The organism is Bacillus sp. 2CMS4F, from assembly GCF_023161785.1.
Classification (GTDB): domain Bacteria; phylum Bacillota; class Bacilli; order Bacillales; family Bacillaceae; genus Bacillus; species Bacillus halotolerans.
Genome location: NZ_JALNTO010000020.1, coordinates 46,245 through 60,105 on the forward strand (window position 1 = coordinate 46,245; position 13,861 = coordinate 60,105).

The 13,861-nt window shown below is 42.2% G+C and carries 19 protein-coding genes and 1 pseudogene; 18 read left to right on the forward strand and 2 right to left on the reverse strand.

Features of this window, described 5'->3' with window-relative positions; all coding sequences use genetic code 11:
• Positions 1-34 precede the first annotated feature (34 nt).
• The 17 genes and pseudogenes from MTN95_RS20135 to salA form a co-directional block, all read left to right on the forward strand.
• Positions 35-271: pseudogene (locus MTN95_RS20135) on the forward strand (KOW domain-containing RNA-binding protein); the annotation flags it as partial.
• A complete protein-coding gene (gene infA, locus MTN95_RS20140) occupies positions 249-467 on the forward strand; it encodes a translation initiation factor IF-1 (protein WP_003156508.1) in 219 nt (72 codons plus the stop codon). The pseudogene MTN95_RS20135 and the gene infA, both read left to right, overlap by 23 nt.
• 33 nt (positions 468-500) lie before the next feature.
• On the forward strand, positions 501-614 hold the full coding sequence (rpmJ, locus tag MTN95_RS20145) for a 50S ribosomal protein L36 (protein ID WP_003156543.1): 114 nt from the start codon (positions 501-503) through the stop codon (positions 612-614).
• Positions 615-636: 22 nt separating this feature from the next.
• Positions 637-1,002: a 30S ribosomal protein S13 gene (gene rpsM, locus MTN95_RS20150; RefSeq protein WP_003156545.1), complete on the forward strand. Its 366-nt coding sequence runs from the start codon at positions 637-639 to the stop codon at positions 1,000-1,002.
• Positions 1,003-1,022: 20 nt separating this feature from the next.
• A complete protein-coding gene (gene rpsK / locus MTN95_RS20155; RefSeq protein WP_010332782.1) occupies positions 1,023-1,418 on the forward strand; it encodes a 30S ribosomal protein S11 in 396 nt (131 codons plus the stop codon).
• A gap of 176 nt (positions 1,419-1,594) precedes the next feature.
• On the forward strand, positions 1,595-2,539 hold the full coding sequence (locus tag MTN95_RS20160; RefSeq protein WP_010332783.1) for a DNA-directed RNA polymerase subunit alpha: 945 nt from the start codon (positions 1,595-1,597) through the stop codon (positions 2,537-2,539).
• Between the two features lie 77 nt (positions 2,540-2,616).
• The gene (rplQ, locus tag MTN95_RS20165; RefSeq protein WP_003225836.1) at positions 2,617-2,979 is read left to right on the forward strand and encodes a 50S ribosomal protein L17; all 363 of its coding nucleotides are present in this window, start codon (positions 2,617-2,619) and stop codon (positions 2,977-2,979) included.
• Positions 2,980-3,108: 129 nt separating this feature from the next.
• Positions 3,109-3,954, forward strand: coding sequence for an energy-coupling factor ABC transporter ATP-binding protein (locus tag MTN95_RS20170; RefSeq protein WP_095714783.1), 846 nt, complete (start codon positions 3,109-3,111; stop codon positions 3,952-3,954).
• Entirely contained in the window at positions 3,930-4,799 is an 870-nt protein-coding gene (locus tag MTN95_RS20175; protein WP_101864929.1) for an energy-coupling factor ABC transporter ATP-binding protein, read from the forward strand. Before MTN95_RS20170 ends, MTN95_RS20175 begins: the two co-directional genes overlap by 25 nt.
• A complete protein-coding gene (locus tag MTN95_RS20180; protein WP_105955679.1) occupies positions 4,796-5,593 on the forward strand; it encodes an energy-coupling factor transporter transmembrane component T family protein in 798 nt (265 codons plus the stop codon). The genes MTN95_RS20175 and MTN95_RS20180 overlap by 4 nt, the downstream gene beginning before the upstream one ends.
• A gap of 9 nt (positions 5,594-5,602) precedes the next feature.
• Positions 5,603-6,346, forward strand: coding sequence for a tRNA pseudouridine(38-40) synthase TruA (truA, locus tag MTN95_RS20185; RefSeq protein ID WP_105992082.1), 744 nt, complete (start codon positions 5,603-5,605; stop codon positions 6,344-6,346).
• A gap of 161 nt (positions 6,347-6,507) precedes the next feature.
• Entirely contained in the window at positions 6,508-6,945 is a 438-nt protein-coding gene (gene rplM, locus MTN95_RS20190) for a 50S ribosomal protein L13 (protein ID WP_003241966.1), read from the forward strand.
• A gap of 20 nt (positions 6,946-6,965) precedes the next feature.
• On the forward strand, positions 6,966-7,358 hold the full coding sequence (gene rpsI, locus MTN95_RS20195) for a 30S ribosomal protein S9 (protein WP_003225846.1): 393 nt from the start codon (positions 6,966-6,968) through the stop codon (positions 7,356-7,358).
• Between the two features lie 681 nt (positions 7,359-8,039).
• Positions 8,040-8,807: a class I SAM-dependent methyltransferase gene (locus tag MTN95_RS20200; RefSeq protein ID WP_105955677.1), complete on the forward strand. Its 768-nt coding sequence runs from the start codon at positions 8,040-8,042 to the stop codon at positions 8,805-8,807.
• Positions 8,808-9,026: 219 nt separating this feature from the next.
• Positions 9,027-9,470 carry a YbaK family protein gene (locus MTN95_RS20205; RefSeq protein ID WP_105955676.1) on the forward strand — a complete coding sequence of 148 codons (444 nt, stop codon included), beginning with the start codon at positions 9,027-9,029 and terminating at the stop codon, positions 9,468-9,470.
• 59 nt (positions 9,471-9,529) lie between these two features.
• A complete protein-coding gene (gene cwlD / locus MTN95_RS20210; RefSeq protein ID WP_105955675.1) occupies positions 9,530-10,243 on the forward strand; it encodes an N-acetylmuramoyl-L-alanine amidase CwlD in 714 nt (237 codons plus the stop codon).
• 95 nt (positions 10,244-10,338) lie between these two features.
• Complete coding sequence (gene salA, locus MTN95_RS20215; RefSeq protein ID WP_059291705.1) at positions 10,339-11,397, forward strand: iron-sulfur carrier protein/transcriptional regulator SalA; 1,059 nt, start codon at positions 10,339-10,341, stop codon at positions 11,395-11,397.
• A gap of 36 nt (positions 11,398-11,433) precedes the next feature.
• On the opposite strand, the gene gerD is transcribed toward salA, so the two are convergent.
• Positions 11,434-11,991: a spore germination lipoprotein GerD gene (gene gerD, locus MTN95_RS20220; RefSeq protein ID WP_010332792.1), complete on the reverse strand. Its 558-nt coding sequence runs from the start codon at positions 11,989-11,991 to the stop codon at positions 11,434-11,436.
• A gap of 109 nt (positions 11,992-12,100) precedes the next feature.
• On the opposite strand from gerD, the gene kbaA reads away from it, so the two are divergent.
• On the forward strand, positions 12,101-12,697 hold the full coding sequence (gene kbaA, locus MTN95_RS20225; RefSeq protein WP_044153392.1) for a KinB-signaling pathway activation protein: 597 nt from the start codon (positions 12,101-12,103) through the stop codon (positions 12,695-12,697).
• 1 nt (position 12,698) lies between these two features.
• Here the strand turns inward: kbaA and pdaB are convergent, their stop codons facing one another.
• Positions 12,699-13,463: a polysaccharide deacetylase family sporulation protein PdaB gene (gene pdaB, locus MTN95_RS20230; RefSeq protein ID WP_101861377.1), complete on the reverse strand. Its 765-nt coding sequence runs from the start codon at positions 13,461-13,463 to the stop codon at positions 12,699-12,701.
• Between the last annotated feature and the right edge of the window lie 398 nt (positions 13,464-13,861).

Genomic DNA, 13,861 nt, shown 5'->3' on the forward strand with positions numbered 1-13,861 from the left:
AGCGAATTCATCTTGCCGTTGTCGGTGGAATTGTAATCATCATGTACTAATAGCAGACGGAGAAAAGCGTACATTTCATTCTCCTAAGAAATAGAATATCAATCATTTAACCCTTTATGATTGCGTATCTCCGGAAGTTCAGAACAGTATAAACGAAACAGGGCGTGTGACAAACGGAAAACTGAGATTTTCTCTTTTGAAATTTGTCAGAAAGCAAGTTACTGATTTGAAGAAGGGAGAACACTTGAATGGCGAAAGACGATGTAATTGAAGTGGAAGGTACGATAGTCGAAACATTGCCAAACGCGATGTTCAAAGTTGAACTCGAAAATGGACACACTGTTTTGGCTCACGTATCTGGTAAAATCCGCATGCACTTCATTCGCATTTTACCTGGAGACAAAGTTACGGTAGAATTATCTCCATATGACTTAACTCGTGGCAGGATTACGTACCGTTACAAATAAAGCACTCCGGAAACTGAAGGAGGTTGGAAACACATGAAAGTGAGACCATCAGTTAAACCAATCTGCGAAAAATGTAAAGTTATTCGCAGAAAAGGAAAAGTAATGGTGATCTGTGAAAATCCAAAGCATAAACAAAAACAAGGATAATTTATAAGGAGGTGCCCAGAGAATGGCTCGTATTGCTGGTGTAGATATCCCACGTGACAAACGTGTTGTTATTTCTTTAACATATGTCTTCGGAATTGGCCGCACAACGGCTCAGCAAGTCTTGAAAGAGGCTGGTGTTTCAGAAGATACTCGTGTGCGTGATCTTACTGAAGAAGAACTTGGTAAAATCCGTGATGTTATTGACAAACTGAAAGTAGAAGGTGACCTTCGCCGTGAAGTTTCTCTTAACATTAAGCGTCTGATCGAAATCGGAAGCTACCGCGGAATCCGTCATCGCAGAGGTTTGCCTGTTCGCGGACAAAACTCTAAAAACAATGCGCGTACTCGTAAAGGTCCGCGTCGTACTGTAGCTAACAAGAAAAAATAAGTAAGGGAGGTACCTAAACAATGGCTGCTGCTCGTAAATCTAACACGCGTAAACGTCGCGTGAAAAAGAATATTGAGTCTGGAATTGCTCATATTCGTTCAACTTTCAATAACACGATCGTTACGATCACTGACACTCATGGTAATGCTCTTTCTTGGTCTAGTGCCGGAGCTCTAGGATTCAGAGGTTCTCGTAAATCTACTCCTTTTGCTGCACAAATGGCTGCAGAAACAGCTGCTAAAGGTTCAATCGAACATGGACTTAAAACTCTTGAGGTTACTGTAAAAGGCCCTGGTTCAGGTCGTGAAGCTGCTATCCGTGCGCTTCAAGCTGCTGGATTAGAAGTCACTGCTATCAGAGACGTAACTCCTGTTCCTCATAACGGATGCCGTCCACCAAAACGTCGCCGCGTGTAATTTGTTTGTATAGATTTTGTGTCCCTGTCAATAATGGGTTATGATACAGTTATTTATTAAACGAATGCACCGACTCGTTGCCTGAGCACATACGGGACTAAACAATGGGGAATTTCGGATGGAATCTCATATGATTCTATTCGAGGTTTCGACGTTTTGAAGGAGGGTTTTAAGTAATGATCGAGATTGAAAAACCAAAAATCGAAACGGTTGAAATCAGCGACGATGCCAAATTTGGTAAGTTTGTCGTAGAGCCACTTGAGCGTGGATATGGTACAACTCTGGGTAACTCCTTACGTCGTATCCTCTTATCCTCACTCCCTGGTGCCGCTGTAACATCAATCCAGATAGATGGTGTACTGCACGAATTCTCGACAATTGAAGGCGTTGTGGAAGATGTTACAACGATTATCTTAAACATTAAAAAGCTTGCATTGAAAATCTACTCTGATGAAGAGAAGACGCTAGAAATTGATGTACAGGGTGATGGAACTGTAACAGCAGCTGATATTACACACGATAGTGATGTAGAGATCTTAAATCCTGATCTTCATATCGCGACTCTTGGTGAGAATGCGAGTTTCCGAGTTCGCCTTACTGCTCAAAGAGGACGTGGGTATACGCCTGCTGACGCAAACAAAAGAGACGATCAGCCTATCGGCGTGATTCCGATCGATTCAATCTATACGCCAGTTTCTCGTGTATCTTATCAAGTAGAGAACACTCGTGTAGGCCAGGTTGCAAACTATGACAAACTTACACTTGATGTTTGGACTGATGGAAGCACTGGACCTAAAGAAGCGATTGCGCTTGGTTCAAAGATTTTAACTGAACACCTTAATATATTCGTTGGTTTAACTGACGAAGCTCAGCATGCTGAAATCATGGTTGAAAAAGAAGAAGATCAAAAAGAGAAAGTTCTTGAAATGACGATTGAAGAATTGGATCTTTCTGTTCGTTCTTACAACTGCTTAAAGCGTGCGGGTATCAACACGGTTCAAGAGCTTGCGAACAAGACGGAAGAAGATATGATGAAAGTTCGTAATCTAGGACGTAAATCACTTGAAGAAGTGAAAGCGAAACTAGAAGAACTTGGACTCGGACTTCGCAAAGACGATTGACTAGTTTCCCTTGTGAACTAGGATTTTCGTGTGTTTATAATTCAGAAAAAGCATTCCAATAAAGGAGGGGACATCACATGTCATACAGAAAACTAGGACGTACGAGTGCACAGCGTAAAGCTATGCTTCGTGATCTTACAACTGATTTGATCATCAACGAAAGAATCGAAACAACTGAAACACGTGCGAAAGAACTTCGCTCTGTAGTTGAAAAAATGATCACGCTTGGCAAACGCGGTGATCTTCACGCTCGCCGTCAAGCTGCTGCATACATCCGCAACGAGGTTGCTAACGAAGAAAATAACCAAGATGCACTTCAAAAATTATTCTCTGACATTGCAACTCGTTACGAGGAGCGCCAAGGTGGATACACACGTATTATGAAGCTTGGTCCTCGCCGTGGTGACGGAGCACCAATGGCAATTATCGAATTGGTTTAATCACATATTTTTGTGTATCTAAAGAAGGGCGGGACAGTTTCTAACTGGATCTATGCCCTTTTTTTAGATACTGCAACTTTTTCAATAGAGAGACAAGCAGAGTATGAGCTGAGAGGAGGCCGGTTGTCCGTGAATCAAAATCAGTTGATATCGGTAGAGGATATCGTTTTTCGATATCGGAAAGACGCAGAAAGACGAGCACTAGATGGCGTCTCCCTGCAGGTGTATGAGGGTGAATGGCTTGCAATTGTAGGTCATAACGGTTCAGGGAAATCAACACTGGCCCGGGCATTGAATGGTTTAATCCTTCCTGAATCAGGCGACATAAAGGTTGCTGGAATTCAACTGACAGAGGAGTCAGTGTGGGAAGTGCGTAAGAAGATTGGAATGGTCTTTCAAAATCCGGATAACCAATTTGTCGGAACAACAGTTCGCGATGATGTGGCTTTTGGTTTAGAAAACAATGGTGTACCGCGGGAAGAAATGATTGAGAGAGTAGATTGGGCTGTCAAACAGGTCAACATGCAGGATTTTCTTGATCAAGAGCCGCACCATCTCTCCGGAGGCCAAAAGCAGAGAGTTGCGATAGCAGGGATTATTGCCGCACGTCCTGATATTATTATCTTAGATGAAGCAACATCCATGCTTGACCCGATCGGGCGAGAAGAAGTGCTTGAAACGGTAAGACATTTAAAAGAGCAAGGCATGGCAACTGTCATCTCGATTACACATGATCTGAATGAGGCAGCAAAAGCTGACAGAATCATTGTCATGAATGGCGGTAAGAAATATGCCGAGGGTACGCCTGAAGAAATTTTTAAATTGAATAAGGAACTTGTTCGAATCGGGCTTGATTTACCCTTCTCATTCCAGCTCAGCCAGCTCTTAAGAGAAAATGGACTGGCTTTGGAAGAAAATCATTTGACTCAGGAAGGGCTGGTGAACGAGCTATGGACATTACAATCAAAGATGTAGAGCATCGCTATCAGATAAAGACGCCGTTTGAGCGCCTTGCCCTGTATGATATCAATGCATCGATTAAGGAAGGCAGCTATGTGGCCGTAATAGGGCATACAGGCTCCGGTAAATCCACTCTTCTTCAGCACCTGAATGGTCTCCTGAAGCCTACAAAGGGGCATATTTCATTAGGCAGTACCGTTATACAGGCAGGAAAAAAGAATAAAGAGCTTAAATCCCTCCGAAAAAAAGTCGGAATCGTTTTCCAATTCCCCGAACATCAATTATTCGAAGAAACAGTTCTCAAAGATATTTCATTTGGACCGATGAACTTTGGTGTGAAAAAGGAAGACGCTGAACAAAAAGCGAGAGAGATGCTGAAGCTTGTAGGTTTATCTGAAGAGCTTCTGGACAGATCACCTTTTGAATTAAGCGGAGGACAAATGCGCAGGGTTGCAATTGCCGGGGTGCTTGCGATGGATCCTGAAGTGCTTGTTCTCGATGAGCCGACAGCAGGGCTGGATCCAAGAGGGCGAAAAGAGATCATGGACATGTTTTATGAGCTCCACCAACGGGGAAACCTGACGACAATTCTTGTTACCCACAGCATGGAAGATGCGGCTGCCTATGCTGATGAAATGATCGTGATGCATAAAGGAACTATCCAGGCATCAGGCAGTCCGAGAGACTTGTTCTCTAAAGGGGAAGAAATGGCCGGCTGGGGGCTGGATCTTCCGGAAACGATTAAATTCCAAAGACAGCTGGAAGCCGCACTTGGTGTCAAATTTAAAGAACCTCTGCTCACAATAGAAGATGCCGCTGCTGAAATCCGTGCTCTTTTTCAGGGGGGAAAAACCTTATGATGGACAGCATGATTATCGGCAAGTATGTGCCGGGTTCTTCACTTGTGCACCGGCTTGACCCAAGAACAAAATTGGTTACGATCTTTTTGTTTGTCTGTATCGTTTTCCTGGCCAATAATGTGCAGACATATGCGGTGCTTGGTTTATTTACAGCAGGCGTTGTTTCCTTAACAAGAGTTCCTTTTTCCTTTTTGATGAAAGGTCTAAAGCCGATCATCTGGATTGTTCTTTTTACGTTCCTGCTTCATATTATCATGACACATGAAGGACCGGTCATTTTTGAACTTGGCTTTTTCAAGATCTATGAGGGTGGTTTAGTACAAGGGATCTTCATTTCCCTTAGGTTCGTCTATCTGATTTTAATGACAACTCTATTAACGCTGACAACAACACCTATTGAAATTACCGATGGGATGGAACAGCTGCTCAACCCATTTAAAAAATTGAAGCTTCCTGTTCATGAGCTGGCTCTTATGATGTCGATCTCTTTACGGTTTATCCCAACCTTGATGGAGGAGACAGATAAGATTATGAAGGCTCAGATGGCGAGAGGCGTTGATTTTACAAGCGGACCGCTTAAAGACAGAGTGAAGGCAATTGTACCGCTGCTAGTCCCACTCTTTGTCAGTGCGTTTAAGCGTGCTGAAGAGCTTGCGGTTGCAATGGAAGCAAGAGGCTATCAAGGCGGAGAGGGACGCACTAAATACAGAAAGCTTGTATGGACAGCAAAGGATACTTCTGTCATCGTCAGCTTGTTCATATTGGCTGCTCTCTTATTTTTCTTAAGGGCTTAGAGGTGCTTTATGAGACTGAAATGCACGATTTCTTATGACGGACATTTGTTTAAAGGATATCAAGTACAGCCGGGTAAAAGAACGGTTCAGGATGAGCTGGAGAAGGCGCTGGCTGTCCTGCATAAGTCACAAGACAGAATCCCGGTCGTTTCCTCTGGAAGGACGGACAGCGGGGTTCATGCAGCCGGACAGGTGATTCATTTTGATACACCGCTCTCTATTCCGGCTGAGAGATGGCCATATGCTTTAAATGCACTGCTTCCGGACGATATTGCAGTCAAAACGGCAGAAATTGCGGATGATGGGTTCCATGCACGATTTAGCGCAGTTAAAAAGGAATATCGCTACTTTGTATACACGGAGAAACACCCGGACGTATTTAAACGGCATTACGCTTACCATTTTTCATATCGCCTCAATGTGCAGAACATGAGAGAAGCGGCAAAGCATCTTTTAGGAACACATGATTTTACAAGCTTTTGTGCGGCTAAAACGGAAGTGAAGGACAAAGTGAGAACGATTTACGAACTCGATTGGACTGAGACTAATGACGGCCTGCAAATGCGGATCACAGGCAGCGGCTTCCTATATAATATGGTCAGAATTATTGCAGGTACTTTGCTGGATGCAGGTATTGGAAAAATTTCTCCTGATGATGTGAAATCCATGCTGGAAGCGAAGGACCGCGAAGCAGCAGGGCGCACAGCACCGGGACACGGACTGTACTTATGGAACGTTTACTATGACAACTAAACCAGGTGTATAATATTTTCTTGACAGAGTCTGCATAAAGTTATAAGATATCATATGGTATGTATTTCAACCCCACGATAAGCCCCGGAACTTATTGTGTTGTGAAATAGAACGTAATCGAAGTTTATTGAAAATGACAGATCATTTAGGAGGGAAATTCAATGCGTACAACACCTATGGCTAACGCAAGTACTATTGAACGCAAGTGGTTAGTTGTTGATGCTGCTGGCAAGACTTTAGGTCGTCTTTCTTCAGAAGTTGCAGCTATCCTTCGCGGAAAACACAAACCAACTTACACACCACACGTTGATACTGGAGATCATGTGATCATCATCAACGCTGAAAAAATCGAGTTAACTGGTAAAAAGTTAACTGACAAAATCTACTACCGTCACACTCAACATCCAGGCGGATTAAAATCAAGAACTGCTCTTGAAATGCGTACAAACTACCCTGAGAAAATGCTTGAGCTTGCTATCAAAGGCATGCTTCCAAAAGGTTCTCTAGGTCGTCAAATGTTCAAAAAATTGAACGTATACCGTGGTTCTGAGCATCCACATGAAGCACAAAAACCTGAAGTTTACGAACTTCGCGGTTAATTAAAAAGGAGGTTACCAATTTGGCACAGGTTCAATATTACGGTACTGGCCGTCGTAAAAGTTCTGTAGCGCGTGTGCGCTTAGTTCCAGGAGAAGGTCGTATCGTCGTTAATAATCGTGAAATCAGCGAGCACATCCCATCTCCAGCTCTAATCGAAGATATCAAACAACCATTAACTTTGACTGAAACAGCTGGCACTTATGATGTTTTAGTAAACGTACATGGAGGCGGCTTATCTGGTCAAGCTGGAGCAATCCGTCATGGTATCGCTCGTGCTTTGCTTGAAGCAGATCCAGAATACCGTGCAACACTTAAACGTGCAGGTCTTCTGACTCGTGACGCTCGTATGAAAGAACGTAAAAAATACGGTCTTAAAGGCGCTCGTCGTGCACCTCAGTTCTCAAAACGTTAATTTTACGTTTCAAAGCTCTCAACCATGGGTTGGGGGCTTTTTTTATTTTCTTTTAAGAACTAAAGCAGAAGCGATTAAACAGGCATCCGTTTTTTGTTTTATAAAACGACCGTCTTTAAAAGCTGGTCTTTCTCACAAGCTTCCGAATAGCTAAAGCTTTTCACAGCTACCAGTCCAAAATGTGTCACCTTTCAATTCAGTGCGTCAATGATCTATCTTGAGCCTTTGTAAACGACCGATGAATTCAAACGCTATGGTTGGTGTATCAGCATCTTGATAAATAGTGCGCCTCTGCGTGCGCATTCAAACGTCCTTTGCAAATGGCATACGCATTTATCGCTAAAAGGGTTTGTTATCACAAATTGAATGATTTTCAACTCGTTTTAGGAAACACGGAACCGTTCAAATTCGCATCGCAGAAAGAAACGTCTAGTGCTGAAGTGAGTCTTACATAAGTGTTCAAATGCCATAGGGCAATGAAAAACGTAATACCGGCATCAAGTGCTGTTCCATTAATTTGATTTGAAAAAATGATATTATAATCACTAGCAATAAAATCACATAGCTCCTTTGTCAATTTATTGCGGTTTTATGAATTTTTTTCTGAATATGCAAAGGGAAAGCGGTATCAATCTAGAAATATTTGTTATACTCTAAACACTAAAGTAAGGAGAACGATTCATGAATGCGTTAGTAGATCATAATAGCAAAGCCTGGGATCAAAAAGTAGAGACAGGCAATGAATGGACTGTTGCTGTAGAGCGGCATGTCATTGAACAAGCGAAAAAAGGGAATTGGGATATAAGGTTAACCCCTATGAAAAATGTGCCAAAGGATTGGTTTCCTCCTGTAAAAGGCTTGAAGGTGCTTTGTTTGGCTTCAGGAGGCGGACAGCAGGCCCCGGTTTTAGCAGCAGCCGGAGCGGATGTCACCGTCTTAGATAACTCAGAACAGCAGCTGGGGCAGGACAGAATGGTTGCTGATCGCGACGGCTTGACCATACGCACCGTTAAAGGAAGTATGGATGATCTCAGTCAATTTGAAGATGAATCATTTGATTTCATCGTACATCCAGTTGCCAATGTTTTTGTTGAAGATATCCTGCCGGTTTGGAAAGAAGCGAACCGCGTGCTGAAAAGAAATGGCGTTTTAATTTCAGGATTTGTTAATCCAGTTGTTTTTCTGTTTGACATTGAATTAGAAGAGCAGGGCGTTTTAAAAGTAAAGCACTCTATTCCATACGCCGACTCAGAAGATCTTCCAAAACATAAGGTAAAAAAGCTGATTGAAAATAATGAAGCTCTGGAATTCGGGCATTCCTTAGAAGATCAAATTAAGGGACAGCTCGACGCCGGTTTTATTGTCACTGGTTTTTATGAAGATAAAGGCGGTTTTGTATTGGATCAATACATTAATACATATTCTGCAACAAGAAGCATTAAAGTATGAAGGCAGCGACCTATTAGAGGGAGCTGCCTTTTATTATTGTGCTGCCTCTGCTCTCATGAACGAACATAAGTTCCCACCTCGCAGAAAGCTGCTTTTTTTACACTCTTTTTCATATGTTCAAGTTATCGACACCTTCATTTGGGCGAATTTCCAACCGAATTCGGGCATGGTTTCACCTCCCAAACCTCAAAATAACCGGTAAAAGGAGAGTGAATTTGTATGGCAGAGGTACTGTCTTTTATGGATGTGAAACGCCAAAAGGATTTTGAATTAGAAAAAAACTTGCTCAAAGAACTCTCACTTAGACAAATCATTCAGTCTGTAAAGGCCTGTCTTACTCCATTATTCCCATTTTTGCAGGATGAAAGGGACGTTATTACTGAAGGCTGTATTGATTTTGCGATAGAAGCCTATTTGTTAGGCGGGCGTTTTGGGGTTTTCGGATATTATGGAGAATCTATGCAAAGTGTTAGTGCCCGCTCTGCAAGGGAAGAAGAAGAGCTTCGTATGGAGTTTTTTGAATACCTTTATCATTGGACACATGAGCAATACGCAACGTTTGATAAAAACACAGTTTATGAAGCTGCGCGAAAATTCATCAAAGACTGGTGGACAGAAGGGTTTGTCCAAAGAGAAAAACAATGTAAGCTTCGCATGCGTTAATCATATTTCCCGACCCTGTCCCATACTTATGTAATAACGGACAAGCGGGAGGGGAAGGGATGAGGAAAAAGCTTAAATGGCTCAGTTTTATGCTAGGCTTCATCGTATTACTGTTTCTATTCAAGTATCAATTCAGCAATAACGATTCTTGGAATCCGTGGAGTCTGCCTTTGAGCGGGAAAATTATTTATCTTGATCCAGGTCATGGCGGGCCGGATGGAGGGGCAGTGGGCGGCAAGCTATTAGAGAAGGATATAACCCTGGAAGTGGCTTTCAGAGTCAGGGATTATCTTCAGGAACAAGGGGCACTGGTGATTATGACTAGAGAAAGTGACACCGATCTAGCTCCTGAAGGGACAAGAGGCTATAGTAAACGAAAAGCGGAAGACTTAAGACAGCGAGTGAACTTAATTAACAATTCAGAGGCTGAGCTCTACCTTAGCATTCATCTTAATGCGATCCCGTCACAAAAATGGAGCGGAGCCCAAAGCTTTTATTACGGAAAATACGAGGAAAACGAGAAAATTGCAAAATACATTCAGGATGAGTTGAGAACAAACCTGGAGAATACAACCCGAAAAGCAAAGCGAATTCATGGTATTTACTTAATGCAAAACGTCACAAAACCAGGTGCGCTTGTGGAAGTCGGTTTTCTATCCAATCCTAGAGAAGCAAAGATGCTGGGGAAACCGAAATATCAGGACAAAGTGGCATCTTCCATATATAAAGGAATATTGAGATACTTTACAGAAAAAGGCGACCCTCCGGAGTAAAGGAGGGTTTTCTCATGGTTCTAAGCAAAAGACACCCGCTGTTTATGTATGATATAATAATGTTTGTAAACGAATACACAAAAGGGTGAGGTTCGATGATAAGAGAAGATGAAGTAAGAAAACTAGTCGGTGAAATGCGCGAACCTTTTCTTCAAAGACCTCTGGGAGAATTGGATGCCGTTAAGGAAGTAAAAATAAAGCCTGAAAAACGGCATGTCAGTGTAAAAGTGGCTCTTGCAAAAACCGGAACAGCAGAACAAATGCAGGTTCAGCAAGAAATCGTAAATGTCTTAAAAGGGGCAGGCGCTGAGACGGTAGGCCTTCGATTTGAAGAGCTGCCTGAAGAAACAGTTGCGAAATTTCGGGCGCCGTCAACAGAGAACAAAACATTGTTAAATATGGATAACCCGCCGGTTTTCCTTGCTGTAGCGAGCGGAAAAGGCGGAGTAGGCAAATCAACTGTGTCAGTGAACCTTGCTATTTCTCTGGCTCGGCTTGGGAAAAAGGTCGGTTTAATTGACGCGGATATCTACGGCTTTAGTGTGCCGGATATGATGGGCATTACAGTGCGTCCAACAATTGAAGGAGACAAACTGCTTCCTGTTGAACGCTTCGGTGTAAAGGTCATGTCGATGGGCTTCTTCGTTGAAGAAAATGCTCCTGTCGTCTGGAGAGGGCCAATGCTGGGCAAGATGCTCAACAACTTTTTCCACGAAGTAGAATGGGGAGAAGTAGACTATATCGTTCTCGATCTTCCGCCAGGAACAGGGGACGTCGCGCTTGATGTACATACGATGCTTCCGAGCAGTAAAGAAATTATCGTATCAACGCCGCACCCGACTGCAGCCTTTGTTGCGGCCAGAGCGGGGTCTATGGCTATTAAAACAGATCATGAGGTCGTTGGCGTCATAGAGAACATGGCTTATTATGAAAGTGCAAAGACCGGGGAAAGAGAATATGTCTTTGGCAAAGGCGGCGGAGATAAACTTGCTGAGGAGCTAAAAGTGCCTTTGCTCGGCAGAATACCGTTGAAACAGCCTGATTGGGATAAAGATCAATTTGCTCCGTCTGTTTATGACGAAAGCCATCCAATCGGTGAAATATATCATGACATTGCAAAAAAAGTCGTTGAAAAAATGGAAGTGCAAATATAAAAAGGCGAACCGGGATTTTTTGATCCCGGCTTCCCTTTACTCACCTTCTTTAGCGGTTTCTGCTGCTGCTTTTTTCAGTTCATCTTCGAACTGTTTTTTGTAAAGCGGACTAGAAAGTGTTTCGGTAATTACTTGTTCTAAATAACTGCGGAATTCTTGGCTTTTTGCCAGTTCGCTGTATTTTTTATTCATTCCCGGATCCTGCATAACACTCATCAGCATTTTCTGGTAATCCGGATCCTTCATCAGCTTTTTAATTACTTTTTCATGCTCTGTTTGAAGGGTTTTAGCAAAGCTTTCCGCAAATTCAGTGTCTTCAAAGATGTTTTTCCAAAAATCCGCACCTTTTTTAGAGGTGAGTGTTTTTTCTATTGTTCCTTTGATGGCATCCTGATCAATCACCAGTGCTTCATTCATCGCATCATCGTTTAATAATTCCTTAATTGCTTTCTTTCCATCATCTGTTTTTAATATATCAACAACCATTTTTTTGGTCTGATCATAATCCATATCCGCTGCTTGGTCTTTTGGAGCGCAAGCTGTTACAGATAATATCAAAAAACAGCCCATCAATAGCGTTTTGGCTTTTGACATGCTTAAGCTCCTTTCACATACTTATCTTACTTTTAATATGATTCATCCGGTTGGAATTATACATAACAAAATATCGCGATCTGCGATTTTTGAGGGGTTGAATAAAGAAATGAAAAGCCGTGGCTTAGTTCGTTTTTTCTTTTCTATTTTAGCTGTCGGAGCCGTTGTCACAAGTGTTGTGGGTTTTGCTTTAAAATGGGGGGGATATAAGGAGCTGTTTCTGAATTTTGAAGCGGGCCAGATTTTCTCTGTTTTATTTTGGTTTATCGGTGTTGGCATGATTTTCAGTGTCATCAGTCAAATGGGCTTTTTCGTGTTTTTAACAGTTCACCGGTTTGCACTCGAAATATTAAGATCTTCATCTTTATGGAATTTACTGCAGCTGTTTTTCATCCTGTTTGTCGCTTTTGATTTAATGTACGTGCGGTTTTTATTTTTCGGAGATAGAGGAGAGTCAATGGCTGGCTATGCTTGGCTGCCGTTATTTTTATTGATCTTCGGTTTGCTTACCGCGTATATAAAACAAAAGCAGTCCTCAAAGAAAACGTTTGTGTCATCTTTATTTTTAATGGTTGTGATCACTGCATTGGAATGGTTTCCTGCGCTCAGAGTAAATGATGAGGACTGGCTTTACTTAATGCTCTTTCCGTTAATGGCGTGTAATGCTTTTCAATTGCTGATGCTGCCGAAGTTTGCAGCGAAATAATTTATTTTACTTCGGCTGATTTAGCATCTGTGTTTGCAATGAGATCTCCCACGTTGACATTTTTTAAACCTTTTTCTCTCATATGATGGATAATCTCAGGCAGGGCCTCTTCTGTTTGTTTAGCTGAGTCTGAGGCGTGTAAAAGAATAATGTCTCCTCCTGAAACTTGACGGTTTACATTATCGACGATTTTTTCAACGCCTGGATTCGTCCAGTCATGGGAGTTCACACTATAGTGAACGACTGTATAGTTATACTGCTTTGCGATTGATAGGACATTTTTATTGAACTGACCGGTAGGAGGCCTTAGGAGCCGTATGTCTTTGATTCCTAATTTTTCAAAGGCGGTGCGCGCACGGTTAATGTCCTTTTTTATTTCACTATCCTCTAGATTGGCATAGTTTTTATAAGCATAACCCATACTTCCTATTTGATGGCCGTCCTTTACAATGCGAGCCACCGTGTCCGGGTGGCGCTCGGCCCAAGAAGCGGAAAGAAAAAACGTCGCGTTTTTGATGCCGTTGGTTTTCAGGGTATTAAGAATAGGCTCGGCTTTCTCATCGCCCCAGCTGATATCAAAGGTAAGAGCAATGTCTTTTGAATCTGTTTCTCCTTTATAAATGGCTTTCGGTCCGCTATCAGTCGAAAATACAGGGAGCGGGACAGCTCTTTGGATATAAAAAAAGCTGGCTGCAGCAAATGCGGCGATAAGTATAATGATAAATTGTTTAACGCGTTTTATGTGCCACACATAGAAGTGATTCACTGATGATGCCTCCTTATCTTGTCCATCATTCTTGTGTTACATCTTATGTGCCTGGCCAAACGAATATAACTGATAAAAGTCTCTTTAAAACAGATTAAATTAGTTATTGACCATTTGATAATATCCGTGTTATATTATTATTCGTCGCTGATGAACAGCTGACAAAAAGCTTCATTAACCCTTTTAAAAAAGGTGTTGACTTAAAAGAAGCTGAATGTTATAGTAATAAAGCTGCTTCGTTAAGCGGCATAAATGATCTTTGAAAACTAAACAAGACAAAACGTACCTGTTAATTCAAGTTTTAATATAAATCGCACAGCGATGTGCGTAGTCAGTCAAACTACTTTATCGGAGAGTTTGATCCTGGCTCAGGACGAACGCTGGCGGCGTGCCTAATA